The sequence below is a fragment of the Phytohabitans sp. LZ39 genome (genome assembly GCF_059359075.1).
Window position 1 is genome coordinate 125,641 of record NZ_JCADBM010000017.1, and the last position, 24,743, is coordinate 150,383.

The 24,743-nt window shown below is 72.1% G+C and carries 22 protein-coding genes, 1 pseudogene and 1 riboswitch; of the genes and pseudogenes, 5 read left to right on the top strand and 18 right to left on the bottom strand.

The window, feature by feature from the left end; translation table 11 throughout:
• Positions 1-290 precede the first annotated feature (290 nt).
• The 18 genes and pseudogenes from AC5L36_RS29435 to AC5L36_RS29520 form a co-directional block, all read right to left on the bottom strand.
• Positions 291-1,031, bottom strand: coding sequence for a hypothetical protein (locus AC5L36_RS29435; protein ID WP_441215058.1), 741 nt, complete (start codon positions 1,029-1,031; stop codon positions 291-293).
• 46 nt (positions 1,032-1,077) lie between these two features.
• Positions 1,078-1,875: a DivIVA domain-containing protein gene (locus tag AC5L36_RS29440; RefSeq protein WP_308711800.1), complete on the bottom strand. Its 798-nt coding sequence runs from the start codon at positions 1,873-1,875 to the stop codon at positions 1,078-1,080.
• 50 nt (positions 1,876-1,925) lie between these two features.
• Positions 1,926-2,222 (bottom strand): YggT family protein, encoded by a 297-nt coding sequence (locus AC5L36_RS29445; RefSeq protein WP_441215057.1) that lies wholly within the window; start codon positions 2,220-2,222, stop codon positions 1,926-1,928.
• Between the two features lie 27 nt (positions 2,223-2,249).
• On the bottom strand, positions 2,250-2,972 hold the full coding sequence (locus tag AC5L36_RS29450) for a cell division protein SepF (protein ID WP_441215056.1): 723 nt from the start codon (positions 2,970-2,972) through the stop codon (positions 2,250-2,252).
• 129 nt (positions 2,973-3,101) lie between these two features.
• A complete protein-coding gene (locus tag AC5L36_RS29455; protein WP_441215408.1) occupies positions 3,102-3,821 on the bottom strand; it encodes a YggS family pyridoxal phosphate-dependent enzyme in 720 nt (239 codons plus the stop codon).
• 163 nt (positions 3,822-3,984) lie between these two features.
• The gene (gene ftsZ, locus AC5L36_RS29460) at positions 3,985-5,094 is read right to left on the bottom strand and encodes a cell division protein FtsZ (protein ID WP_441215055.1); all 1,110 of its coding nucleotides are present in this window, start codon (positions 5,092-5,094) and stop codon (positions 3,985-3,987) included.
• A gap of 157 nt (positions 5,095-5,251) precedes the next feature.
• The gene (locus AC5L36_RS29465) at positions 5,252-6,043 is read right to left on the bottom strand and encodes a cell division protein FtsQ/DivIB (RefSeq protein WP_441215054.1); all 792 of its coding nucleotides are present in this window, start codon (positions 6,041-6,043) and stop codon (positions 5,252-5,254) included.
• A 76-nt stretch (positions 6,044-6,119) separates the two neighbouring features.
• Positions 6,120-7,517, bottom strand: coding sequence for a UDP-N-acetylmuramate--L-alanine ligase (gene murC, locus AC5L36_RS29470; RefSeq protein WP_441215053.1), 1,398 nt, complete (start codon positions 7,515-7,517; stop codon positions 6,120-6,122).
• Positions 7,514-8,623: an undecaprenyldiphospho-muramoylpentapeptide beta-N-acetylglucosaminyltransferase gene (gene murG / locus AC5L36_RS29475; protein ID WP_441215052.1), complete on the bottom strand. Its 1,110-nt coding sequence runs from the start codon at positions 8,621-8,623 to the stop codon at positions 7,514-7,516. Before murG ends, murC begins: the two co-directional genes overlap by 4 nt.
• The gene (locus tag AC5L36_RS29480; protein WP_441215051.1) at positions 8,623-10,008 is read right to left on the bottom strand and encodes an FtsW/RodA/SpoVE family cell cycle protein; all 1,386 of its coding nucleotides are present in this window, start codon (positions 10,006-10,008) and stop codon (positions 8,623-8,625) included. Before AC5L36_RS29480 ends, murG begins: the two co-directional genes overlap by 1 nt.
• A 346-nt stretch (positions 10,009-10,354) precedes the next feature.
• Entirely contained in the window at positions 10,355-11,452 is a 1,098-nt protein-coding gene (gene mraY, locus AC5L36_RS29485; RefSeq protein ID WP_441215050.1) for a phospho-N-acetylmuramoyl-pentapeptide-transferase, read from the bottom strand.
• Entirely contained in the window at positions 11,449-12,828 is a 1,380-nt protein-coding gene (locus AC5L36_RS29490; RefSeq protein ID WP_441215049.1) for a UDP-N-acetylmuramoyl-tripeptide--D-alanyl-D-alanine ligase, read from the bottom strand. The genes mraY and AC5L36_RS29490 overlap by 4 nt, the downstream gene beginning before the upstream one ends.
• Positions 12,825-14,273 (bottom strand): UDP-N-acetylmuramoyl-L-alanyl-D-glutamate--2,6-diaminopimelate ligase, encoded by a 1,449-nt coding sequence (locus AC5L36_RS29495; RefSeq protein WP_441215407.1) that lies wholly within the window; start codon positions 14,271-14,273, stop codon positions 12,825-12,827. Before AC5L36_RS29495 ends, AC5L36_RS29490 begins: the two co-directional genes overlap by 4 nt.
• Positions 14,274-14,369: 96 nt before the next feature.
• Complete coding sequence (locus AC5L36_RS29500; protein ID WP_441215048.1) at positions 14,370-16,562, bottom strand: peptidoglycan D,D-transpeptidase FtsI family protein; 2,193 nt, start codon at positions 16,560-16,562, stop codon at positions 14,370-14,372.
• A gap of 90 nt (positions 16,563-16,652) precedes the next feature.
• Complete coding sequence (gene ftsL, locus AC5L36_RS29505) at positions 16,653-17,309, bottom strand: cell division protein FtsL (RefSeq protein ID WP_441215047.1); 657 nt, start codon at positions 17,307-17,309, stop codon at positions 16,653-16,655.
• Between the two features lie 14 nt (positions 17,310-17,323).
• A pseudogene (rsmH, locus tag AC5L36_RS29510) lies at positions 17,324-18,277 on the bottom strand (16S rRNA (cytosine(1402)-N(4))-methyltransferase RsmH); the annotation flags it as partial.
• A 190-nt stretch (positions 18,278-18,467) separates the two neighbouring features.
• Positions 18,468-18,899: a division/cell wall cluster transcriptional repressor MraZ gene (mraZ, locus tag AC5L36_RS29515; RefSeq protein WP_441215046.1), complete on the bottom strand. Its 432-nt coding sequence runs from the start codon at positions 18,897-18,899 to the stop codon at positions 18,468-18,470.
• A gap of 323 nt (positions 18,900-19,222) precedes the next feature.
• Positions 19,223-20,047, bottom strand: coding sequence for an NlpC/P60 family protein (locus AC5L36_RS29520; protein WP_441215045.1), 825 nt, complete (start codon positions 20,045-20,047; stop codon positions 19,223-19,225).
• A 5-nt stretch (positions 20,048-20,052) separates the two neighbouring features.
• Positions 20,053-20,175: riboswitch (cyclic di-AMP (ydaO/yuaA leader) on the bottom strand.
• 376 nt (positions 20,176-20,551) lie between these two features.
• Between AC5L36_RS29520 and AC5L36_RS29525 the strand changes: the two genes are divergently transcribed.
• From AC5L36_RS29525 to AC5L36_RS29545, 5 genes are all read left to right on the top strand, one after another.
• Entirely contained in the window at positions 20,552-21,772 is a 1,221-nt protein-coding gene (locus tag AC5L36_RS29525; protein ID WP_441215406.1) for a Mur ligase family protein, read from the top strand.
• Positions 21,762-22,478, top strand: a complete 717-nt coding sequence (locus AC5L36_RS29530) for a type 1 glutamine amidotransferase (protein ID WP_441215044.1) — start codon at positions 21,762-21,764, stop codon at positions 22,476-22,478. The genes AC5L36_RS29525 and AC5L36_RS29530 overlap by 11 nt, the downstream gene beginning before the upstream one ends.
• Positions 22,475-23,209, top strand: coding sequence for a TVP38/TMEM64 family protein (locus tag AC5L36_RS29535; protein ID WP_441215043.1), 735 nt, complete (start codon positions 22,475-22,477; stop codon positions 23,207-23,209). The genes AC5L36_RS29530 and AC5L36_RS29535 overlap by 4 nt, the downstream gene beginning before the upstream one ends.
• A 161-nt stretch (positions 23,210-23,370) precedes the next feature.
• Positions 23,371-23,535, top strand: coding sequence for a hypothetical protein (locus tag AC5L36_RS29540; protein ID WP_441215041.1), 165 nt, complete (start codon positions 23,371-23,373; stop codon positions 23,533-23,535).
• Between the two features lie 391 nt (positions 23,536-23,926).
• Positions 23,927-24,688 (top strand): C39 family peptidase, encoded by a 762-nt coding sequence (locus tag AC5L36_RS29545; RefSeq protein WP_441215040.1) that lies wholly within the window; start codon positions 23,927-23,929, stop codon positions 24,686-24,688.
• Positions 24,689-24,743: the final 55 nt, after the last annotated feature.

Consider the following 24,743-nt stretch of genomic DNA (forward strand, 5'->3'; position numbering starts at 1 on the left):
GCCGGGGGCCGCACTTGGAGTGCCTACGGTGCGCGCGGGGGTGGCGAAAGCCGTCCGTGGCGAATTTGTGCCCCCATAGGGGCCATTTTTCGCCACGGACGGCCTCGGGCTGGGCTTGGCGCGCGGAGCTGGCAGCGGAGGGCGGGGGTTTCGGCGAGCTCTGGCGAGCCGCCGGCCGCAGCGGTCTCCGGCGGGAGCGGCGGTCCGCAGGTGACGCGGACCCGGGCAAATCTGCTCTTGAGGTCTGGAGGCGTCTGCCCCTGAGGTCTGGACGCGTCTGCCCCGACGGTCTAGACGCGGCGGGCGTCGGCGAGCAACGCGCTGTCGGGCTCGCAGCGGCCACAGGGGCTGAAGCCGAGCTCGACCGCTTCGCCGACCGGGAGTGGCTCGCTCTCGCGGCCGAGCAGGTGGACGCAGCCGGCCAGGTGGTAGCGCGGGCGGCCGTCGATCACCAGGACGTCGGCTGTCATGCGGGCGATGCGGGCGGCGTCGGCGGGCGAGACGTACTGCGCGGCGGGCTCGTCCGGCGGGTCGTCCTCGTCGAGGATGTCGGCCGTGGTCTCGTCGGCGTCGGCGATGTCGGCCGGGCGCTGCGGCGGCGCGTAGTCAGCCGGCGGGTAGTCGAGCGGCTGGCGCGTGTCGAGCGGCTGGTGGGCCTGGTACTCGACGTCGGGCTCGGCCACCGCGACCGGCGACTCGAAGAGCATGGTGCTGTCGGACTGGCGGGCCGGTGGCGCGAAGACCGGGCCGGAGCGGCGGGCGAGCGGCTCGGTCGGGCGGGCGGCGGTCAGTGCCCGGCGCTCCCATTCGGCTTCCTCGGCCTCGTCGCCGGCACGCTCGCGCTCGTCGTCGTCGGCGTAGCCGGCGTCCGCACGGGCGGCGGCGGCCTGGCGGGCACCGACGACCAATGCGACGGCGGCCAGCAGGCTCGCCGCGATGGAGCTGATCAGCAGCGCGCTCGACCCGTTGGCCAGGCCGAGCACGAGCAGCGTGACGGCGACGAGGATGAGCAGCAGACTTCCGACGATCACAGCTCACCCCCGCCGCATGAAACGGCTTTTCTCTCGTATTGGTGGTTTACCGGCTCTCGAGCGCGCCCGCACGGCCACCGCCGTAGGAGCCAGCCGTGGCCAGGCCACCGGAACCACCGACGGCCCGGTTGCCATCCGCCCGGCTCATCTCCGCCTCGAGACCCTGCCCACGACCGTCCAGGTCGCGCAGCTGGCTCTCCAGGTAGGCCTTGAGCCGAGTGCGGTACTCGCGCTCGAACTGCTTGAGCTCCTCGATGTGCTTTTGGAGCGCGGTGCGCTTGGCGTCGAGCCCGCCCATCGCCTCCTGGTGCCGCTGCCGGGCGTCCCGCTCCAGGGCGTCGGCCTTGGCCCGCGCCTCGCGCGTGACCTCCTCCGCCTTGGAACGCGCGTCGGAGAGCAGCTTGTCGGCCTCGCGCCGGGCGTCCGCCACGTGGTCGTCGGCGGTGCGCTGGGCCATCATCAGGACCCGAAGGGCCTGCTGCTCGCCGTCGCCACCCACCACCGGACCGCCCTGCGAGCGGACCTGCTCGAGCTCGGCCTGCATGGCCCGGGCCGCCTGCTCGGCGGCCGCCTTGTCCCGCTGGACGCGGTCAAGCTGGGCCTTCATGTCGTTGAGCTCGGCGGCCAGCCGCGGGTCGGCACCCGGGCCGGCTGGAGCGCCGCCACGACCGCCGCCACCGCGCTCTACCTGGGCACGGAGCTCGTTGTTCTCTTCGATCAGACGAGCGAGTTCGCGCTCAACCTCGTCAAGGAAGGCGTCGACCTCCTCCTCGTCGTACCCCCGCTTGCCGATCGGAGGCTTCTTGAAGGCGACGTTGTGAACGTCGGCCGGGGTGAGCGGCATCGAAACTCCTCGGGTCAGTTGAGGCCGCGTAGCGGCTGGTCACCAGCTGTTCAGCTAGTGATCAACCGCCCTACCACGTACATCAGCACGAACAGAATAACCAGCAACACAAGGGAGGCTAGGTCGAAGCTGACAGTACCAATTCGCAGTGGTGGGATCACACGCCTCAACGCCCGCAAGGGGGGATCGGTGACGGTCCACACGGACTCCAGTGCCGCCGAGGCCCCCCGGCTGGGCTGCCAGCGGCGGCCGTACTGGAGCACCGCCCCTAGGACAAACCGGGCAAGAAGGGTCAAGAAAAAGCCGTAAAGCACCAGGTAGACGACTTGTAGGGTGATCGACAGCACGGCAGGCAAGGTCCCTCGGTCGGGTTATCAGCTCAGGGTGAAGAACCCGCCCTCGGCGATCTTGGCCTTGTCCTCCGCGGTGACCTGGACGTTGGCCGGAGAGAGCAGGAACACCCGGTTGGTCACGCGCTCGATCGTACCGCGCAGTCCGAACGCCAAACCGGCGGCGAAATCGACCAGTCGGCGGGCGTCCGCCTCGTCCATCTCGGTGAGATTAATGATCACAGGTACGCCGTCGCGGAAGTGCTCGCCGATGGTCCGCGCCTCCCGGTAGGTGGTCGGGTGGAGCGTGGTGATCTGGTAGCGCTGGTCTTCGTCGGCCACCACGGCCCGCTCGCGGAGCTGCACCTGGGGCGCGAGCGCCAGGTTTTCCCGAGTCGGATACGCGACCGGCTCCGGCGCGCTCGGCCGGGTGATCGAGCGGACACTCGCCCGCTCGCCGTCCAGCCGCTCGAGGTCCCCCCGGGACTCGCGCTCGCTCCGCGACGGTGACCGCTCGACCGGCACCCGCTCACCCAACCGTGACCGCGTACGCGGCGGCGGCTGCTCGTCGATCTCCTCGTCCTCGTCGGCGAACTCCTCCGCGTACCGGCTCGTGCGGCTCTCCCAGCCGTCCCGCGGTTCGCGATCACGGTAGCCGCCGCTTTCGCGGTAGCGGCTCTTGCTCTCGTAGCCGTCGTCGTATGAACGGTCGTCGTCCTCTTCCTCGACGAGACCGAGCCAAACCCCCGCCTTGCGCAGAGCGCTCATGCGCTCACCTCCCTCCGCCGGGCGGCACGCGCCCCCTGGCGTGCCACGTCGCGTATCCCGCACACCGGCCTGAGGCCCCTCTGAGGAACCACGAATAACAATGGTGTAGTTCGGTGCCCGGCCGCCAGGCTACCGCAGCTTGGGACGGGTTCCGAGCACCGCGCTGCCGATCCTTACGTGTGTCGCGCCGTGCGCGATCGCCGGCTCGAGATCGGCGCTCATGCCGGCCGAGACGGCGGTGGCCTCCGGGTGGGCCGCCCGCAGCCGCGCGGACACCTCGCCCAGCCGCTCGAACGCCGCCTCGGCCGCCCAGTGCAGGGGCGCGACCGCCATGACGCCGGCCAGCCGCAGCCGCGAAGCCTCGGCGATGGTCACCGCCACCCGGTCGAAGTCGCGATCCGGGTCCACAGTGGAACCGACCACCGCGCCACCCCGGGCAGGGTCGCCGTCGATGCTCACCTGCACCAGCACGTCGAGCGGACGCTCGCGGTGGCGCTCGGCCGCCCCGCCGAGCGCGCGGGCCAGCCGCACGCCGTCGACCGAGTGCACCACGTCGGCGTACTCCACGACCGAGCGGCACTTGTTGCGCTGGAGCTGGCCGACGAAGTGCCACCGCACCTGGGCACCCAGGGCCTGCGCGGCGGCCGCCTTGGGCGCAGCCTCCTGGTCGCGGTTTTCCCCCACGTCGGTGACGCCCAGATGGGCGAGCACCTGGACGTCGCTGGCCGGGTAGGTCTTGGTGACCACCACCAGCGTCACCTCGGCGGGGTCACGACGGGCGGCCGCGCAGGCGGCGGCGATGCGTTCACGTACGGCCGAGAGCCCGGCCGCGATCTCCTCTTCGCGCACCGTGCCTCCTGGTTCGCTCGCTCGTGCGGCGCCGAAGGCGACGTCTTCCTCCGCCACCCCGAAACCCCGACTCCGTCGGCGGTCGCCTGCGGCTTGGGGAGGTGGGCGGGTCCGTCCAGATCCCCCGCCGCGCCAACTCACTCGCTCACGCTCACAGAGTGGATCAGGAACCGTTCTTGAGGAAGTCGGGCACGTCGACGTCGTCGAAGAGCACGCGGCGGGCGGGCGGCGGCGGGGCCGGCGAGACCGGCGGAGCGCTGGTGGGCAGCGGGGTCTCCACCCGGGGCACGACCTTGCGCGGCGCCTCGGCCGGCTTGTACGCCGGTGTGCCACCGTCGAAGCCGGCCGCGATCACGGTCACCCGCACCTCGTCGCCGAGCGCGTCGTCGATGACCGCGCCGAAGATGATGTTGGCGTCGGGGTGGGCCGCGTCGGTCACCAGCTGGGCCGCGTCGTTGATCTCGAACAGACCGAGGTCGGAGCCACCCGCGATGGAGAGCAGCACGCCGCGCGCGCCGTCCATGCTCTGCTCCAGCAGCGGGCTGGAGATCGCCTTCTCGGCCGCCTCCACCGCGCGGCTGTCGCCGCGGGCGCTGCCGATGCCCATCAGCGCGCTGCCCGCGCCGCTCATCACGCTCTTGACGTCGGCGAAGTCGAGGTTGATCAGGCCGGGCGTGGTGATCAGGTCGGTGATGCCCTGTACACCGGAGAGCAGCACCTGGTCGGCCTGCCGGAACGCGTCCATCATGGAGATCCCGCGGTCGCCGAGCGCCAGCAGCCGGTCGTTGGGGATCACGATGAGGGTGTCGCACTGGTTGCGCAGCTCGTCGATGCCGGACTCGGCCTGCACCTGGCGCCGCTTGCCCTCGAACGAGAACGGCCGGGTCACCACGCCGATGGTCAGCGCGCCCAGCTTGCGGGCGATCTGCGCCACGACCGGCGCGCCGCCGGTGCCGGTGCCACCGCCCTCGCCGCAGGTCACGAACACCATGTCGGCGCCCTTGAGTACCTCTTCGATCTCGTCGCGGTGGTCTTCGGCGGCGTTCTTGCCGACATCGGGGTTGGCGCCCGCGCCGAGACCCCGGGTCAGCTCGCGGCCGACGTCGAGCTTGACGTCGGCGTCGCTCATCAACAGCGCCTGTGCGTCGGTGTTGATCGCGATGAACTCGACGCCCTTCAGGCCCACCTCGATCATGCGGTTGACCGCGTTGACGCCGCCACCGCCGATGCCGACGACCTTGATGACCGCTAGATAGTTGTGCGGTGGTGTCATCAGGTGGCCTTCCCTCCCAGGTTTGGTGCCAGGGTCCGATGAGCGAAGGCGTAACCCTCACCCTCTACTAGAGGCTTAGAGTTATGTCAACTACTGATCCTCTCCGGCAACGTATGCGGAGCTAGGGCGCGATCCAAGGACCGACACGCCGGGCGATCTATCGGATCGTGACTACTTCCGGCGCGCTCACGTCGATCCGGTCGCCTTTGCGCTTCAACAGCGCGGTCGCCACCTCGGACTTCGCGTCGCTCTGGCTGGCGTCGCCCCACACGATCAGCCGGCCGCCGCGCAGCTCCAGCTCGATCTCGGCCGGGCCCTTCACGACCACGGCGGACAGCTGCTTGGCCAGCTGCGGGCTGAGCGCCGCCAGCACCTCCAGCGCCGATCGGGTGGCGGCGTCGTCCGGACCAGGACTGGGTACCCGGGCCAGCGGCAGCCCGCCGGGCCGCGCGGAGACGGTGTGGAACGCGACGCCGTGCTTGTCGACCAGCACGAACTTCTTGCCCTGCGGCACCACCGCCACGGGCGTGCGCTCGACGACGTCGATCGCGATCGTGCCGGGCCAGTCGCGGGAGGCGATCACCCGGTCGACGGGCGCGAGCCCGGCCAGCCGCTCCTCGATGGCGCCGAGGTCGACGCGGGCCAGCGGGACGCCGTCTCGCACGTCGGCGATCTGCCGCACCTCCTCGGCGGAGAGGATCGCGGTGCCGGACACCCGCACGTCGCGGACGCCGAAGACGCCCGTGCCGTACACGATCCAGGTGACCAGCCCGGCGAGGGCCAGCACCGCCCCGATCGTGGCCCACGGCATCGCGGCCCGCAGCCGCCGCTGGCGGGCCCGGGCCATGAAGCGCCGGGCCGAGGCCGGCACGGCGTCGGAACGTGCCCTGACAAGCCGCCACCGCCGCGCCCTGGTCGGCCCGCCGCCACGACTCCCCGGTGCGGTCACGCCGCGCTCCGCGTGGAGTGATCAAAGCTCCTCTCAAGCAGCTCCAACTGCTTGAGAGGAGCTTTGATCACGGGGCTCACGCCTGCGGCTCCAGGGCGGCGAGCAGCTCGTCGCCCATCAGGGAGATGGGCGGGGCGCCCATCGTGACGACCACGTCTCCCGGCTTGGCGCGCCGCACCACTTCGGCGGGCACGTCCTCCCAGGACGGCACGAAGACCTTGGCGCCGGCGGGCAGGTCGACGGCGGCGGTCAGCGCGACGCCGCCCTCGCCGGGCTGGCGCACCTCCCCCGGACCGAAGACCTCCAGGATGACCACCTCGTCGGCGATGCCCAGCGCGGTGGCGAGCTCGGCCTGGAGGTCGCGGGTGCGGTAGACCCGGTAGGGCTGGAAGACCACGATCAGCCGCCCGCCCGCGGCCACCTCGCGCAGTGTGTGCAGCGCGGCGGTCATCGACGTCGGGTGGTACGCGTACTCGTCGTACACCGCCACGCCGGCCGCGACGCCCTTGCGCTCGAAGCGCCGCCGCACGCCCGGAAACGCCGCGAGCGCGCGCACCGCGGCCTCCAGCGGCAGGTCGAGCCGGATCGCGGTGAGCACCGCGGCGGCGCTGTTGAGACCGAGGTGGCGACCGGGCACCGGCAGCGTGACCGTGCCGAGCGGCTTACCGTCCAATGTGGCCTGGTAGCGCACACCGTCTACCGAGGACACGACGTCGGTCAGGCGCAGGTCGGCGTCTTCCGCCTCGCCGTACGTGTACACCGTGCGCCCCTCGCCGCGCAGCAGGTCGGCCAGCGCGCGGGTGCCCGGGTTGTCGGCGCAGGTGACCACGAACCCGCCCGGCCGCACCAGCCGCGCGAACTCCGCGAACGCGGCGGAGAGCCCGGCCAGGTCGCCGTACGTGTTGAGGTGGTCGGCGTCGATGTTGGTGATGATGGCGACGTACGGCCGGTAGAGCAGGAACGAGCGGTCGCTCTCGTCGGCCTCGACCACGAAGTACGCGCCGGTGCCGTGGTGCCCGTTGGAGCCGGCCTCGGAGATCTCGCCGCCGATGACGAACGACGGGTCCTCACCGGCCTGCTGGAGGATCAGCGTGGCCATCGAGGTGGTGGTGGTCTTGCCGTGCGTGCCGGCCACCGCGATCGCCCGCCGCCCGGTCATCGTCGCGGCGAGCGCCTCGGCCCGGTGCAGCACGCGCAGCCCGCGCCGGCGCGCCTCGACCAGCTCGATGTGGTCCTGCGGGATCGCGGTGGAGTAGACGACCGTGTCCACACCGTCCAGATTGGACGCTTCGTGTGTCATGTGTACGGTGCCGCCGAGCGCGCGCAGCCCGGCCAGCGACGGCCACTCACGCAGCTCGCTGCCGGAGACCGGGATGCCGCGGGTGAGCAGGAGCCGGGCCAGCCCGCTCATCCCGACGCCACCCACGCCGATGAGATGGACCGAGCCCAGATCCTCGGCCGTCAAGTCGGTCACTGGCTGGCCACCGCCTCGTACACGAAGTCGAGCAGCGCCTCGTCGCCGTCGCGCCGGCCGTACGCGGCCGCGGCGGCACCCATCGCCGCCAGCCGCTGCGGGTCGCGTGCCAGCGGGACCACCGTCCTTTCGATCCAGTCCGGGCTCATCTCGCCGTCGTCGACGAGCAGCCCGCCGCCGGCCTCCACGACCGGCAACGCGTTGCGCTTCTGCTCCTGGTTGCTGTGCGGGTACGGCACGTACACCGCGGGCAGCCCGAGCGCGGCCACCTCGGCGCACGTCATCGCGCCGCCGCGGCACAGCATCATGTCGGCCGCCGCGTAGCCAAGCTCCATTTCGGACAGGTACGGCAGCGTCACGTACGGGACGGGCAGGTCGCTCGGCGGCGACACCGCCTCGTTGCGGGCGCCGATCACGTGCAGCACCTGGATGCCGGCGCGGGCCAGCTCCTTGGCGGCGCCGACGACCGCGAGGTTGATCGAGCGGGCGCCCTGCGAGCCACCGGAAACGAAGAGCACCGGCAGGTCGGGGCGGAGCCCGAAGTGCGCCCGCGCCGCGTCGCGCGCCGCAGTGCGGTCGAGCGAGGTGATCGAGCGGCGCAGCGGCACGCCCACCACCTTCGCCTTGCGCAACGCCTCGGACTGCACCGGCTGGTGCGGGAAGCCCACCGCGACGTGCTTGGTGAACTTCATGCCCATCCTGTTGGCCACGCCGGGCGGCACGTTGACCTCGTGGATCACGATCGGCATCTCGCGGCGCCAGGCGGCGAGGTAGGCCGGCACCGACACGTACCCGCCGAAACCGACGACCGCGTCGGCCTTGACTTCGTCGATCACCTTGCCCGCCGCGCGGGCCGACCGCCACATCCGGTCGGGCGTGCGCAGCAGGTTCATGTTGACCGAGCGCGGGAGCTGGTAGGCCGGGATCTGCCGCAGGTCGTAGCCGTGCGGCGGGATCAGCTCGTTTTCCAGGCCCTTCGGCGTGCCCACACAGGTGATCCGCACGTGCGGGTCGTGCCGGCGCAGGCAATCCGCGAAGGCGAGCAGTGGGTAGATGTGGCCCCCGGTCCCCCCTCCAGCCAGGACGACCGACCGCAGCACACCCATCACCGTCTCCTCTCGCTCTCCGCACCGGCCCGTGCCGCCGCCGTGGCGGCCTTGGCGGCCGGCTTGGCGGCCGCGGGCTTCGCCGCCGGCGGCAGCGGTGGCAACGGGGCCCAGAGTAGCCGCACCCATTTCGCGGGCGGACGGGCGTGCAGGGCTCGGGCCGCGTCGGGCTCGGCGCGGGCGAAGGAGGCGAGCATGCCTACCGCGGCGAGGGTGACCACGAGGGCACTCCCGCCGTCGGAGATGAACGGGAGCGGCAGGCCGGTGATGGGCAGCAGCCCTACCACCCCGCCGATGTTGATGATGGCCTGGCTGGTCAGCCAGGTGGTCACGGCCGCCGCGGCGAGCCGGCGGAACGGGTCGTCGACCCGGCGGGCGATGCGCAGGCCGGTGTACGCCAACACGGCGAACAGCGCCAGCACCACCACACACCCGACGACGCCCAGCTCCTCGGCGACGACGGCGAAGATGAAGTCGTTGTGCTCGGCCGGCAGCCAGCCCCACTTGAAGCTGCTCTTGCCCAGCCCGACGCCGAACCAGCCGCCGTGGTCGATCGCCCGCCGCGCCTGGAGCGCCTGGTAGCAAATGGACTGGTCGCAGTTTTCCGGCGGGTTGAAGAACGACGTGAGCCGCTCGAACCGGTAGTTTCGCTGTCCCTCCTCACCCGAGCCGCCGCCGACCGAGGCGGCCGCGATGAGCAGGCCGATGCCGGCGAGGCCGAGCGCGGAGAGGGTGCCGAAGACCCGCAGCCGCACGCCGACCGCCCACAGCAGGCCGACCACGACCGCGAGGAGGCAGAGCATCGTGCCGAGGTCGTTGTAGCCGACGAGCACGAACAGCAGCGCGACGACCGGGAAGAGCGGGGTGGCCAGCTCACGCCACCAGCCGAGCGACTCGCCCTTGCGGACCAGCAGGTCGGCGCCCCACATGACCAGGCCGAACTTGGCCAGCTCGGACGGCTGCACCTGGATCGGGCCGAGCCACAGCCACAGCAGGTCGGCCTGGATCGGCCCGAGCGAGACGGTGCCTTCGATCCGGGCCATCCGCCCGTACACGACGAGCAGGTCGAGCACGATCAGCAGCACGAACGCCGTGCCGAGGACCGGCTTGCCGAGCGCCCGGAAGGTACGCGCCGGCAGCCGCTGGCAGGCCCAGAACGCGACGAGCCCGATAGCGGCGAACACCGCCTGCTTCGTGATCATCGTGAACGCGTTGCCGTTGGTCGCGTACGCCTTCACGCTGGTCGCCGAGAACACCATCGTGAGGCCGATGATCAGCAGCAGGGCCGCGCTGGAGATCAGGAGGTAGTAGGACGCGAGGGGTCGCTGGAGCAGCCCGCGCAGCACCGCGAGCGGGCCGGCCTCGGCCTTGTCGTCCTCCCCCACGCCCTTATCATCGGCGCTCCAACACGCACAGCCCGGCTTCTGCTCGGGCGTGTCGCGTGCCGCGTTTCTTCCTGCCCACGCCCGCGTCTGGTCGCCCGTCGTCGCCCCAGGGCTCTAGAGAGCTTTCGAGTCGGGGGTGGCTTCGACCCCCCTTTTGGATTTGAGCTACCGCGATGTCCGTCGTGGTCCCGACCACTGCTCCCGCGGCCTCACCCGTCCGCCGCTGGTCACGCCCACCCGCCCCGGCCCGCCCCGGCCCGCGCATACGGTCCGCCGCTGACGCGGACATGGGCGAAATATGCCTCGAAGAAACGCCACGACGGGTAGCGAATCGAGTGGATCGTAGCTAGCTGACGCCGGTGAGGAAGTCCGAGTAGAACAGGCCGAGGCCGATCGCGACGCCGATGCCGGCGATGATCCAGAAGCGGACCACGATGTTGACCTCGCTCCAGCCGGCGAGCTCGAAATGGTGTTGCAGCGGCGACATGCGGAAGACGCGGCGGCCGGTCGTGCGGAACGAGATCACCTGGATCACGACCGACATCGTGATGATGACGAACAGGCCGCCGATGATGAGCAGCAGCAGCATCGTGCGGCTCGCCATCGCCAAGCCGCCGATCAGGCCGCCGAGGCCCAGCGCGCCGGTGTCGCCCATGAAGATACGGGCGGGCGACGTGTTCCACCACAGGAAGCCGACACAGGCGCCGGCCGCGGCGCCGGCGATCAGCGCTATCTCCAGCGGATCTCGCACGGCGTAGCAGTAGTCGGCCGTGTAGCTCGGGTCGGCGCACCAGTGGCGGTACTGCCAGAAGGCGATCAGCCCGTAGGCGGCGAGCACCATCACCGACGCGCCGGTGGCGAGGCCGTCGAGGCCGTCGGTGAGGTTGACGCCGTTGCTGGCGGCCATCACCACGAAGATGAAGATGATGACCGAGCCGACCTTCGTGACGTCGAACCACTCGATGTCACGGATGAACGAGATCTCGGTGCTGCCGACGGTCTCCGTGTTGGTGCTCGGGAAGTAGAGCGCGACCACGCCGAAGACGCCGCCGACGATCGCCTGCCCGACCAGTTTGTACCGGCCGCTGAGGCCACCGCTGTTGCGGCGCCGCACCTTCAGGTAGTCGTCGATGAAGCCGACCGCGCCGCAGAAGACGAAGAGCCCGAGCAGCACCAGCGCGGTGATGGTCGGGCCGACCTGGGCGATCTGCGCCTCGGGCAGGGTGGTGAGCGCGGCGTGACCGGCTACGTACGCCAGGCACGTGGCGATGATGAACGCCACGCCGCCCATCGTCGGTGTGCCCTTCTTGCCCTGGTGGGTCGCCGGGCCGATGGAGCGGATGGGCTGTCCCGCCTTCAGCGCGGTGAAGACCCGGATGGCGATGGGGGTGCCGAAGAGCGACACGAGGAACGCGACCGCGGCCGCGACGATGACCGCCCTCACGAATCGGCCCCTGGGCGCAGCGAGTCGACCACGTCCCACGTGCGATACCGCGAGCCCTTCACCAGCACGACGTCGCCGGAGCGCAGCTCGCGCCGCAGCGCCGCGACGGCCGCGCTCTGATCGGTAACCAGCACCGACTCTCCTCCCCACGTCGCCACCGCCACCGCGCCCTCGTGGATCGGCGCGGCGGTATCGCCCACCACGAGCAGCCGGTCGACGCCGAGCTCCGCGGCGAGCCGTCCGACCTCCTCGTGGCCTTCCCGTTCGTGCTCGCCCAGCTCGGCCATGTAGCCCAGCACCGCCACCGTGCGGCGACCCGCGCCGATGCCGACCAGCGCGTGCAGCGCGGCCGCCATCGAGGAGGGGTTGGCGTTGTACGAGTCGTCGATGACCGTGACACCGTCGGCACGGTCGAAGACGTCCATCCGGCGGTCGGAAACCACCCGCAGCTCGGAGAGGGCGGCGCCCAGCTCGGCCGCCGGAAAGCCGAGCGCGTGCGCGACCGCCGCGGCGAGCAGCGTGTTGCCCACCTGGTGGCGGCCCGCGATGCCGAGCCGCACGGGCGCCTCCCCGTCGGGGGTGACCAGCGTGTAGGCCGCCCGACCGGCGTCCACGACGACGTCCGCCGCGCGCACCGACGCGTCCGGCGCCTCTCCGGCCAGCACGACGCGGGCCGCGGTGCGGTCGGCCATCGCGCGTACCCGGGGGTCGTCCGCGTTGAGCACCGCGACACCACCCGCCGGCAGCGCCTCGACAAGCTCGCCCTTCGCCGCGGCGATCGCGTCGACCGAGCCGAACTCGCCGATGTGCGCCACCCCCACGTTGATCACCACGCCGATCTTCGGCGGGGCGACCTGGCAGAGGTGGGTGATGTGGCCGACGCCGCGGGCACCCATCTCCAGCACCAGGAAGCGGGTCTTCTCGTCGGCGTGCAGCACCGTGTACGGGTGGCCGAGCTCGTTGTTGAACGAGCCGGCCGTCGCCACGGTCGGGCCGAGCCGGGTGAGCAGCTGGGCGACGAGGTCCTTGGTCGTGGTCTTGCCGGACGAGCCGGTCAGCCCGACGATCGTCAGGTCCGGCAGGCGGTCGACCACGTACCGGGCCAGCGCGGCCATGGCGGCGCGCTGGTCGTCGACCAGCACCGCGGGCACGGGCACCGGATGTGACGCGAGCACCGCGACCGCGCCGGCCGCGACCGCACCCGCCGCGTAGTCGTGACCGTCCACCTTCTCGCCCGGGAACGCCACGAACAGCCCGCCCGGCGTCACCTTGCGGGAGTCGAACTCCACCGTGCCGGTGACCCGGGCCTCGGGGTCGGCGCCCTCCAGGCGGCCACCGACCGCGGCCGCCACCTCCGCGAGCGTCAACGTGATCACGCCATCACCTCCGCGAGCGCCGCGGCGAGCTCCACCCGGTCGTCGAAGGGCAGCACCTCGCCGCCGACCTCCTGCCCGCGTTCGTGTCCCTTGCCCAGCACCGCGACGATGTCGCCCGGCGCCGCCTTGCCGACCGCGAAGTCGATCGCCGCCCGCCGCCCCGCGACCTCGAAGACCTCGGCGCCGGAGGCGCCCGTCGCGCCGTCCAGCACGCCCCGCCGGATCGCCGCCGGGTCCTCGGTACGCGGGTTGTCGTCGGTGACCACCACGACGTCCGCGCCCTCGGCGGCGGCCCGGCCCATCAGCGGGCGCTTCGCCTTGTCGCGGTCGCCGCCGGCACCGATCACGCAGAACACCCGGCCGGTGGCGAGCTCGCGCAGCGCGGCGAGCGCGGCGACGATCGCGTCCGGCTTGTGCGCGTAGTCGACGACGCCGAGCACCGGCCCGGGCGCCTCGACCCGCTCCAGCCGCCCCGGAACGCCGGGGCAGGCGGCCACACCGCGGGCGGCGGTAGCCGGATCGACGCCGGTGGCGGCGAGCGCGGCGATGGCCAGCAGCGCGTTGGCGACGTTGTGCCGCCCGGGCAGGGAGACGCCGGCTTCGACGGGCCCGTCCGGGCCGATCGCCGTGAACCGCTGGGCGTACGCTATGCCCGAAATGTCGGCAGCCCGCCAGGTGGCGTCCGGCGAACCCGCCGCCGAGTACGTCACCGTCGCCGGCTTCATCAACGGCGTCAGTGCCCGGTCGTCGAGGTTGAGGATCTCCACCCGGCAGCGGCCGTCGAAGAGCTTCGCCTTGGCCGCGAAGTAGTCGTCCGCGTCCGCGTGGAAGTCGAGGTGGTCGAGGCCGAAGTTGGTATACCCGCCGACGTCGAAGCGCACCCCGCTGACCCGGCCCATCGCGAGGGCGTGGCTGGACACCTCCATCACCACGGCGGTCACACCCCGCTCGCGGGCGGTCGCGAGCAGCGCGTGCAGGTCGGTCGCCTCGGGCGTGGTGCGGACGCTGTCGACCACCAGGTCGCCCAGGCGCGTCTCCACGGTGCCGATCAGCCCGGTCACGTGGCCGGCGGCGCGCAGCCCGCTCTCCACCAGGTACGCGGTCGAGGTCTTGCCGGCCGTGCCGGTGACGCCGATGACCGTGAGGTGCGCGGTCGGGTCGCCGTAGACGGCCGAGGCGATCGGGCCGAGCGCCTCCCGGGGCTGGTCCACCACGATCGCCGGCAGCCCCGCCTCGGCCGCGGCGGGGGCGCCGGCCGGGTCGGTGAGCACCGCCACCGCACCGGCGCGGGCCGCGTCCGCCACGAACTCGCTCCCGTGGCGCCGGGCGCCGGGCAGCGCCGCGTAGAGGTCGCCCGCCCGTACGTCGCCGCTCGCGTGCGTCACCCCGCCGATCAGTAGGTCAGCCGCCGTGGTGGCGCCAACCAGCGCCGCGAGGCCGGCCAGGGGGCGCGGTGTCACCGTACGCGGACGGAGATTGCCAGGCACGGCGTCAGACCCTACCGGTTGGTGGCACGCCGGCCGTACAGCACGTCCGGCGGTTCAGGGGTAGACGACAAAGTTCGGCGGCTTCCCGCTGCTCACCGGTACCCCGAAGTGGGTGAGCGCGTACCCCATCATGTCGTGGAACGCCGGCGCGGTGACCTCGCCGCCCCCGCCGGCCGGCACGTGCGCGAAGACCGCGATGACGTAGCGCGGGTTGTCCGCCGGCGCCATGCCGACGAACGACGCGACGCTGCCGGGCACGTACTTGCCGTTGACCACGCGCGAGCCGGTGCCGGTCTTGCCCGCCACCCGGTAGCCGTCGACCGCCGCGTGGACGCCCGTGGCGCCCTTGACGGTGGTCACCGCCTCCAGCATCGTGCGCACCTCGCGGGCGGTCTCCGGCGTGATCACCTGGCGCCTGGTGGGCGGCGCGGCCGGCGTGCGCTTGCCGTCCGGGCCGATCGTCTCCTTCACCAGGTGCGGCTGCACCCACGTGCCGTCGTTGGCGATCGCCGCGTACGCCGCGGCCATCTGGAGCGGAGTCACCGCCACGCTGTGGCCGATCGGCACCGAGCCGTACGCCGAGCCGCTCCAGTCCTCCGGTGGCAGCAGCGCGCCGGACGCCTCGCCGGGCACGCCGACGCCGGTCGCCGTGCCGAGCCCGAACTTCTTCTGGTACTCGTACAGCTTCTCCTTGCCCAGCTTGTCGGCGATCGCGATGGTGCCGACGTTGGAGGAGTACGCGAGGATGCCCGGGATGCTCATCCGCCGGGGCGTCCAGTTGGTGTGCGAGTCCTTGAAGCGCTGGTCGCCCTTGATCACGTTCGGCCCCACCATGAACGTGTCGGTCGGCTTGACCGCGCCCTCTTGCAGCGCGGCGCTGATGGTGATCGCCTTGTGCACCGAGCCGGGGTCGACCACGAAGCTCGTCGCGGTGTCCTCGCGGTCCTCGGGCTTGCTCTTCAGCGGCTGGGCGGCGTCGTACGTCGGGTAGCTGGCCTGCGCCAGCACCTCGCCGCTGCGCACGTCGAGCACGACCGCCGCGCCGACGTACGCCTTCGCCTCCTGCATCCGGGCGAAAAGCGTCCGCTGCACCATGTACTGGAGGTCGCGGTCGATGGTCAGCTGGAGCGAGCTGCCCGGCTGGGCCTTGGTCTCCTGGTTGTAGCCGCCCGGGATCTCCGCGTCGAGCGCGCCCTGTCCCACCTCGAAGACCCGCTTGCCGTCGACACCGCGCAGCAGCTCGTCGTAGCGTGCCTCCAGCCCTTCCAGGCCGTTGAGGTCCTGGCTGGTGAAGCCGATGATGCTGGCCGCGAGGTCCTGGCCGGGCACCTGGCGCTGCTCGTCGCGGTCGACGATGATCCCTGGCAGGTTGAGCGCCTCGACCCGCCGGCCGTCGGCGATGGAGACACCACGCGCCAGGTACTCGAAGCGGGACGGGCCACCGCCGGGCTGCTTGCGCTTGGCCATCTTGGTCATCAACACCGACTTGGGTACGGCGATGAGCGGCTCGAGCGCGGCGGCCGTCTTCGGCAGGTCGGTGGCGAGCTCCGGGTCGACCGCCACATAGCGAGCCTCGACGCTCTGCGCGAGCACGGCACCGCCCCGGTCGTAGATGGCGCCGCGCGGCGCGGGCAGGACGACCCGGTCCAGCCGCGTCTCCAGACCCTTCGCCGCGAAGGCCGGCGACTCGGTGAACTGGAGTGTCACGATCCGGATCCCGATCGTGGCGAAGACCGTGAGCGCCAGCACCGTGCCCAGGCGCAGCCGCCGCCGCTGGTCCATCAGCCGCGGCGGGCGCCGCGGCCGCGCGGGCGCCCTCTTCCGCGGCGCCGCTGCCTTTTTCGCCGCCGCGGACGCCTTCGCCGCCGTCGTGCGCTTTCGAGGTCCGGGTACCGACGAGGGGGCGGCTTTCTTCGTGGCCCTCGGAGGAGTCTGTGGCGCCTCCGCCCGCTTGGGCTCCTCCCCAGGCGCGCGGCGGGCGTTGCGCGGCTTGCCGCCCTCGACCACTTGCAGCGCCGGCCGGAAGGGATCGGCGGTCCGCCCGGTGCGCGGCGTCCGCTCCCGCATCGTGCGGCCGCGCGGCGTGTACGCCCGCGCCTCGGAGATCCCGAAGCCGCGCTCCGCCGGTGCTTCGCCGGTCGACGCTCGCTCCGCTCGCGCGGAGTCGTCGGGCTTTCCACCCCGCCGCGTGGCGTCCGTGCCACGGGCGGAACCGCGCCGGGGCTCGTCGCTGCCCCGGCGCGGCACTGTCTCACCTGGGGTCTGGTCCTCGCGTCGCGTGCCCGCTCCGCGTGGACCAGACCCGGAAGACCCCGAAGGCCGCTGCGGCATCCTGACCTACTCCGTCGGCTGCTGGTTGGTGCCGGTCCCCTGCTGGGTGTTACCCGTGCCGCCCGCCTGGTCGCCGGTGCCCTGCTGGCCGGTGCCCGTGCCACCCGCCTGCTCGCCGGTGCCGGTGCCGGTGCCCTGCTGGCTGGTGATCGACGGCGCCTGCGTGGCGGGCGTCATCATGCCGGTCACCCGGCCGTCGGGCAGCCGGATCTGCACCGGGGTGCCCTGCACGAGACCCAGCCGGAGGGCCTGGGCGGTGAGGTTGCCCGGGTCCTCGGCCCGCGCGATCTCCTGCTTGAGCTGCTGCTCCTGCACGTCGAGCGCGGACTGCTGCTCGCGCAGCTCGCTCAGCCGGAAGGCGTTCTCGTTGATCTTCGTGTTGACCACGAGGATGCCCAGCACGCCGCCGACCACGACGACCAGGATCAGCGCGATGAACGGTGCCCGCGGCACCGCCACCGGCAGCGGCGGCGCGACCCGCAGCCACGGCACGACCTTGCGCTCCCGCGGTGCGCCCCCCGGCGCCGCGGAATCCCGCGCGGTGTCGATCGGCTCGGTCTTCAGCGCGGTGTTGCCGACCGTCCGGTGTTCCCGCTCCGCGGTCCGGCCCCCCGACCGCGGTGCTCCTGTCGTCTTGATCCTGCTGCTCCCGATGGCGTTCATGTCCCCTCCCCCTCTTCGATCCGGGCCGCGGCCCGCAGCCGCACTGATGCGGCGCGCGGGTTTGCCGCGACCTCCTCCTCGCTCGGTGGCTCGGCGCCGCGGCTGAGCAGCCGCAGCGTCGGCCCGGTGCCGGGCAGCTCGACCGGCAGGTCGACCGGCCCGGTGCTCCGTGCCCGCGCGGCGAGCGCCCGCTTGGCGATCCGGTCCTCCAGCGAGTGGTAGGACAGGACCACCGCGCGGCCACCCGGCGCGAGGGCGTCGAGCGCGAACGGCAGCGCCCTTTCCAGCGCGGCCAGCTCGCCGTTTACCTCGATGCGAAGTGCTTGGAACGTTCTCTTGGCGGGGTGCCCCCCGGTGCGCCTCGCCGCCGCGGGTATCGCGTCCCGCACCAGCGCGGCCAGCCGTGCCGACGAGGTGATGGGCGCCTTCGCCCGCTCGCGCACGATCGCCGCGGCGATCCGTGCGGCGAACTTCTCCTCGCCGTACACCCGCAGCACCCTGATCAGCTCGGGCGCCTCGTACTCGTTGACGACCTCCTCGGCCGTCCGGCCGCGGGTCTGGTCCATGCGCATGTCCAGCGGCGCGTCCTGCGCGTAGGCGAACCCGCGGTCGGGCGCGTCGAGCTGGAGGGACGACACCCCGAGGTCGAAGAGCACCCCGTCGACCCGCTCGTAGTCGAGCAGGTCGAGCACCCGCGGCAGCTCGTCGTAGACCGCGTGCACGAGGTGCGCGCGCCCGCGGAACGGCTCCAGCCGGGCCCGCGCGTGCGCGAGCGCCTCGGTGTCCCGGTCGAGTCCGATCAGGACGGTCCGGGGATGCGCCCGGAGCACCGCCTCCGCGTGGCCGCCGAGCCCGAGGGTGGCGTCCACGTGCACGGTCGTACGGTCACCCCGGTCGAGCGCGGGCGCGAGCAGCGCGAGGCACCGCTCCAGCAGCACCGGCACGTGCGTGCCGCGCAGCTCCCCCATCTCGACCCCCAGTGACCCGCCCGTGTGCCCATGCGCCCGGTGCCCGAAGAACCGTGCGCCGTACTGCCAGATCCCCATCCGCTCTTCCGTGAGCCTCCTTCGCGGGGAGGCCGGGACGCGCCTGACATCGGGGAAGAGACGTCAGGTGCAGGAGCGGCTGGAGATCTCGCAGTACGGCGTCTGCCAGCCCTTAGAGTCCTCCGGGCAGCACCCCCTCCTCGATGCCCGCGAAGTCGTCTTCGCTCTCGGAGAGATAGGTGTCCCACGCTTGCTTGTCCCAGATCTCCACCCGGCTGCTCGCACCGATCACGACGAGTTCGCGGCTCAACCCGGCGTACTCCCGCAGGTGGCCCGGGATCGTCACCCGGCCCTGCTTGTCGGGCACCTCGTCGTGGGCGCTCGCGAAGAACACCCGGCTGTAGGCCCGAGCCGCCTTGTGTGTCATCGGCGTCTCGCGTAGCTGGCCCGCGATCCGCTGGAACTCGGGTGCTGGGAAGACGTAGAGGCAGCGCTCCTGCCCTTTTGTGATCACGACACCTCCCGCCAGCTCGTCGCGAAACTTCGCCGGAAGGATCAACCGGCCCTTTTCGTCCAGGCGCGGGGTGTGGGTGCCGAGAAACATCGGCCCACCCCCTCGCCTCTGGCGGCTTTCGCGGAGCCGCTGTCCCCCGGGGCCGGCGGGTCCCTCCGGTGAGTAACCCTGCCACTGCGCCCCACTGTACTCCACTTCCCTCCACTCGCAACCGGAATCGCAGCGTTGCTCGGGTGACCCCCTTGACAAAACCGCACGTCAAATGCGGTGGAGGGCGGTGGAGGGTCCGGATGGCGACAGGCCGGAGGGGGCAACCGACCCCAGAGACGATCCAGGGCAAACCCGGATGGGCTTGCCCTGGATCGTTGGGGGGATGGGGTGATGTATCGGTGCCGGGGAGGGAAGTGGAGCGACTAGGCGAGCCGGCGCACCACGTAGTTGCTCGACCAGATCTTGTGCTTGCCGACCCGCACACCGGCGCGCGGCGAGTCGTACATGTAGCCGCCGCCGGCGTAGATGCCGACGTGGGTGCCGTACGAGCCGGAGCGGATCACGATCAGGTCGCCGGGGAGCGCCTTGTTCTTCGCCACGCCGGTGCCCGAGCGCTGCTGGTCGTTCGCCTTGTGCGGGAGCACCCGCCCGGCGGCCTTCTTGTACACGTACTTGGTGAAGCCCGAGCAGTCGAAAGCCGAGGGTCCTACGGCGCCGAACTTGTACGGCTTGCCGATGTGCTTGCGCGCTTCGGCGAGCACCTTGGCCCGGCTGGCGATCACCGCGACCGAGGTCCGGCCGGTGACCGTCCCCTTGTACGAGCCACGTCCGCTGTAGACGGCCCGGTACATGCGGCTCTCGTACGGCTTGATGGAGAGGATCGACTTGCCGGTGGAGTAGACCGGACGGGTGCCGGTGCTGACCCACTTCCCGCCCTTCCACACCTGGAACTGGACGGTGCCGCCCCAGACCGCCTTGCGGGTGCTCGGGTCGGTGATCGTGGCAGTGAGCACCAGCGTGTTGCCCCACGGCAGGCGGGCGGTGTTCGGCTTGATCGTCACGTGTGGAGTGACCGACGCGGCCGCCTGCGCGGCGGCGACGGTGGTGGTCGACACGGGCGCGGCTTCGGCGAGCGCGGGACCGGCCAGCAGCTGGCCGGCGCACACGCAGAGCCCGACGGCGAGCGCGAGCCGGCCGGCCCGCCTTTTCGCGGGCAGCCTGTGCCGGCCCGAACGGAGTTCGTGCACGGTATGTGTTCCCTCCGGCACGCCTGCGAGGTGAGCTGTCGGGTTCGGGCGGGAAGGATTGCCCGGCCGCCGTGGCGGCTTCACCCCAAGGCCTCAGCCCGGCCGGGTCTCCCCGGCGTGGGTCGGGACCGCAGATCCTGGGTCCCCCGTCCCCGCCCGCTATGCCGTTGTGTGGCTCCAAGGTCCGCACCGGACGAGCGGGCAGGGCTCGGCGTGTCTCGGCGGCGCGGCCGGGTGAACGACCCGGCTCAACGTTTGTAGCGGATGCCGTTCTCCACACGCTGTGACGAGAATCTTACGGAGCGAGTTTGGCACGCAAGAATATGAGCGGTCGTTAAGGCCACTGTCCTAAATGTCGCGACACTCTGTCGAACTCGGACTCACGCTTCGTTGATCGCTCACGGTGAGTATCGCCACACACATCGCGCGCGACGGACGGTTTCCCGACGGTCGAGTGGAGATCCAGACTGCGTTGGTAACCTCGCCTCCGTGACGGACGGCAAGATGCCCCTGCGGGCGAAGGTCGCCAGCTCGGTCTCCCGCACGGCGGCCGCCCTGTCGCGAGCGGCTGGGCGCGGCGACGGTTCGGTGATCGGCGGCTGGATCGGCCTCAAGATCGACCCAGACCTCCTCGCCCACCTCGCCGCGGGGCGCGCGATCGCCCTGATCTCCGGCACCAACGGCAAGACCACCACGACCCGCCTCGCCGCGGCCGCCGTGGGCGTGCTCGGGCCGGTCGCGACAAACGGGTTCGGCGCCAACATGCCGACCGGCCACACCTCCGCGCTCGCCAAGGCCGGCCAGACGCCGTACGCGGTGCTGGAGGTCGACGAGCACTACCTGCCCAGGGTGCTGGTCGCCACCGAGCCGCGCGTGGTGGCACTGCTCAACCTCTCCCGTGACCAGCTCGACCGGGCCAAAGAGGTCGCGATGATGGCCCAGATGTGGCGCACCGCGCTTGCCGAGCACCCCGGCGTGCACGTGGTGGCCAACGCCGACGACCCGATGGTCGTGTGGGCCGCCGCCGGTTCTCCCGCCGTCACGTGGTTTAGCGCCGGCCAGCGGTGGCATGACGACTCATGGGTTTGCCCCGAGTGCGGCTCGCCGATCGAGCGCCAGGCCGACCAGTGGTGGTGCACCGGCTGCTCGCTGCGCCGGCCGGTGCCGCAGTGGGTGGTCGAGGACGAGGGCGTGGTCGACCCGCGCGGCGCCTGGCACAAGATCTCGCTCCAGCTCCCCGGCCGGGTCAACCTCGGCAACGCGGCCACCGCGCTCGCCGTGGCGGCCCAGTTCGGCGTCCGCCCGACCGACGCGGTCTCCCGCCTCTCCACGGTCGCCTCGGTCGCCGGCCGGTACGCCCAGGTGGTCCGCGACGGCCGCAACATCCGGCTGCTGCTCGCCAAAAACCCGGCGAGCTGGCTGGAGGCGTTCGACATGGCCGATAACGCGCCGACACTGCTCTCGATCAACGCGCGCGACCCCGACGGGCTCGACACGTCGTGGCTGTTCGACGTCGACTTCAGCCCGCTGCGCGGCCGCCAGGTGCTCATCACCGGTGACCGTGCGTACGACCTGGCGGTACGCCTCGAGGTGAACGACGTGCGGTTCCAGCACGTACGTACCTTCGGCGAGGCGGTGCGGCTCGTGCCGCCCGGCCGGCTGGAAGTGATCGCCAACTACACCGCGTTCCAAGACATCCGAGCGGAGCTCGACCGTGTCCTCTGACAGCACCATCCGCATCGTCTGGATCTACCCCGACCTGCTGTCCACGTACGGCGACCGGGGCAACCTGCTCATCCTCGCCCGCCGAGCCGCGCTGCGCGGGCTGCCGGTGCAGACGCTGGAGGTGCGCTCCGACCAGCCGCTGCCCACCACCGCCGACATCTACCTGCTCGGCGGCGGCGAAGACGGCCCGCAGGCCCTCGCCGCCCAGCGGCTGATCGGCGACGGCGGCCTGCACCGCGCCGTGGCGCAGGGCTCGGTGGTGTTCGCGGTCTGCGCCGGCTACCAGCTGCTCGGCGGCTCGTTCTTCGCCAAGGGCACCCAGTACCCCGGCCTCAACCTGCTCGACTTCCACTCCGACCGGGGCCCCACCCGCGCGGTCGGCGAGCTCGGCGGCCCGATCGACCCGCGGCTCGGCCTGCCTCCGCTGACCGGCTTCGAAAACCACGGCGGCCGCACCCACCTTGGCGCCGGCGTATCCCCGCTGGCCCGGGTCACCACCGGCATCGGCAACGACGGCGCGACCGAGGGCGCGTGGCGCGGCAAGCTCCTCGGCACGTACTCCCACGGGCCCGCCCTCTCCCGCAACCCGGCCATCGCCGACCTGCTGCTGCGCTGGGCCACCGGCTACGACTCGCTCCCCCCACTCGACGACACGTGGTCAGACCGCCTCCGCGCGGAGCGCATGGCCGCGACGGCGGCCTCGTGATCGCCCGCCTGCGGGCGCTGGCCCCCCGCCTGCGAGCGTCGGCCCCCCGCCTGCGTGCGCTGGCGCCCCGCCTGCGGCAGCGGTCGGTGGCCCGCTTCACGCTGCTGCTCGCGATCCTGGTCCTCTTCGGCCTCACCGTGCTGCTGCTCCCCCAGCCCGACCTGGCCGACGCCCCCCGCCTGGTCGACCGCCTCGGCCCGCTCGCACCACCGGCGGCGGTCGTCGTGGGCGCGCTGATGATGGTGGTACTCGTCCCCCGCACGCTGGTGTCCTTCGCGTGGGGCGCGCTCTTCGGCACGGTCGGCGGCGCCAGCTACGCGCTCGGCGCCGCGCTGCTCGCCGCCCTGCTCGGCTTCACCGTCGGCCGCACGCTTGGCCGAGACTTCGTCGCCGAACGCGTCCGCGGCCGCCTCGCCCGCCTCGACGGCTGGTTCGCCCGGCAGAGCGTGCTCGGCGTGGTGACCGTACGCCTGCTCCCGGTCGGCGGCTTCGGCCTGATCAGCTACGGCTACGGCACGACCGGCGCGCGGCTGCGCCCGTTCCTGGTCGGCAGCGTGCTGGCGTCGATACCGTCCGCCTTCGGCTACGCGGCCATGGGCGCCGCGGTGGCCTCACCCGGCGACATCAACTGGTTCGCCATCGCCCCGGCCGGCCTCGGCCTGGTAGCCACCACGATCATCGTCACGAAGTGGCGCCGCTCCCGCCGCGCCGCCGCGGCAGCAGCCGCCTGATCTCTCTCCCGCGGGCGGCGGACACGCGGTCCCAAACTACGTAAAACGCCCCACACGACCACCTCACCGGGTGGTCGCTCGTTTACTCCTGGGCGGGTCGTATGCCCGCATCGCCGGTGCCCCCTGCGCCGGCCACTACCGCACGACAACGGGAGTGGTACGTGAGTGGGGGCACAAGGGTCCTCTGGGCCATCGTCATCGGGTTCTTCGCGCTGGCCATCACGGCCGCGATCATGCCGCCGTTCGTCGCCTTTCTGGGCGCTGTGGTGGCCGTTGCCGGATTCTGGCACGTGACGGCAAAAAAGCACGACGGACCGGTGCAGTGACCTGACCGGCCGCCGCCCGCGGGCGCCCGGGCCGCCCGCATGGCGGCCGCACGGACCGGCCGCGATGGCTTGACGGGCCGGGGTGTGCCCACCGGGCGGCGGCCCGCCCCGGGCCCGGCGGTCCGGCCGCCCACCCCGGACGGTCCGGCGCATTCGGACCCAATGGCCCCATGGTGTCGGGCGCCCAGCCAGTGACCCGGGCCACGTCCCGGCCCGGGGAATGGATCGGGTTACCGGCCGGTTGACATCCCCGGCACGCCGGAACCCCAACCGAGCGTGCCTTCGCGTTCGCGGCCAGTACGACGAGATGCCGCAAGCGCCGCCCGTGGCCCTCGCCGAAGAGCCCGCCGCGGAGCGACCATCCCCCAGCAAACGAAAGGGTTCCCCTGTGATGAAGCACGTCCTCGATCGGTGGCTGCCGTCCATCGACAGGAACCGGCTCCACCGGCCGGCCATGTTCGCCGCTGGGTTGGCACTCGCCGCCGGCACTGTCGGCGGCCCGGCCGCTATCCAGGCCGCCAACGACCCGGCCAGCGCGGCGCCTCCCGCCGCGACGGCCACCGTGGCCGCCAAGGCCGACGGCAAGCCGGCGAACACCGCCAAGAAGCACACCGCCCCCGCCAAGAAGGCGGTCCCGGCGAAGGCCGCCGCCCAGGTCCGCTTCGGCTACCAGGAGCAGAGCACGTACTACTTCTGCGCCCCGGCGGCGACCCGCATCGCGCTCTCCGCGCGTGGGCCCGCGCCGAGCCAGTACGACCTGGCGAAGAGCCTGGGCACCACCGAGAACGGCACCAACTCGGCGCACGAGACCACGCGCGTGCTCAACAAGGTGAACGGGACCGACTTCTACCGCACGCGGGAGATCCCCGGCCCGTCCGCCAAGCCCGCGGAGATGGACCGCCTCCAGGCGGACGTCATGCGCGCCCTGAGCCACGGCTACCCGGTCGTGGCGAACATCAAGGGCACCGCCACCGACGTCAACGGTAAGGCGCACTCGTACGAGGGTGGGCACTACCTGACCATCGTCGGCTACCGCGACCAGGGCCGCACCGTGCGGATCGCGGACCCGTTCGACACCTCGAACGGTGGCACCTACTGGATGAGCACCATCTCGGCCGCCAACTGGATCGCCGAGCGCGGCTACAGCGCCTGACGATCCACAAGGGACCAGTACGATCGGCCGCGGCCGGCGCGAAGCCGGCCGCGGC